Source organism: Kushneria phyllosphaerae (assembly GCF_900312995.1).
Classification (GTDB): domain Bacteria; phylum Pseudomonadota; class Gammaproteobacteria; order Pseudomonadales; family Halomonadaceae; genus Kushneria; species Kushneria phyllosphaerae.
Genome location: NZ_ONZI01000024.1, coordinates 1 through 441, shown reverse-complemented (window position 1 = coordinate 441; position 441 = coordinate 1). Strand labels below are relative to the sequence as shown.

The 441-nt window shown below is 46.7% G+C and carries 1 protein-coding gene; it reads right to left on the bottom strand.

Annotation, left to right across the window (positions count from 1 at the left end; all coding sequences use genetic code 11):
- Positions 1-441: CoA-transferase (locus KSP9073_RS17275; protein ID WP_279310085.1), on the bottom strand; the 441-nt coding region annotated here is incomplete at both ends.

Sequence of the window (441 nt, the reverse complement as noted above, 5' to 3'; positions counted from 1 at the left end):
GTTTGGTACTGTCATCAAGGGTGAAGTCACCAGAAATAAAGCGGTTAACCGGTGCACCGCCATACAGTTGGGTTTGATCCGGATCGACCACCACAATATCCACCAGATAACCCGGAATACGGACAGATTTAGGATGCAGCGTGGCTTTCTTAACCATTTTCTGCACCTGCATCATCACAATACCGCCGTTATTGTGCACCGCCTGGGCAATAACCAATGCGTCGAGATACATCACCTCATCTTCAAAAGTGGCGTAGCCTTCACTGTCGCAGGTGGTAGCGCGAATGAAGGCAATATCTGGCGCAATCGCTTTGTAATAGAGATATTCTTTGTTATCAAACTCGACCAGTTTAATCAGGTCTTCTTTAGTGACTTCATTCAGTTTGCCGCCTTGCTGGCGTGGATCGACAAATGTCCCGATGCCAATATCACTAATAATAC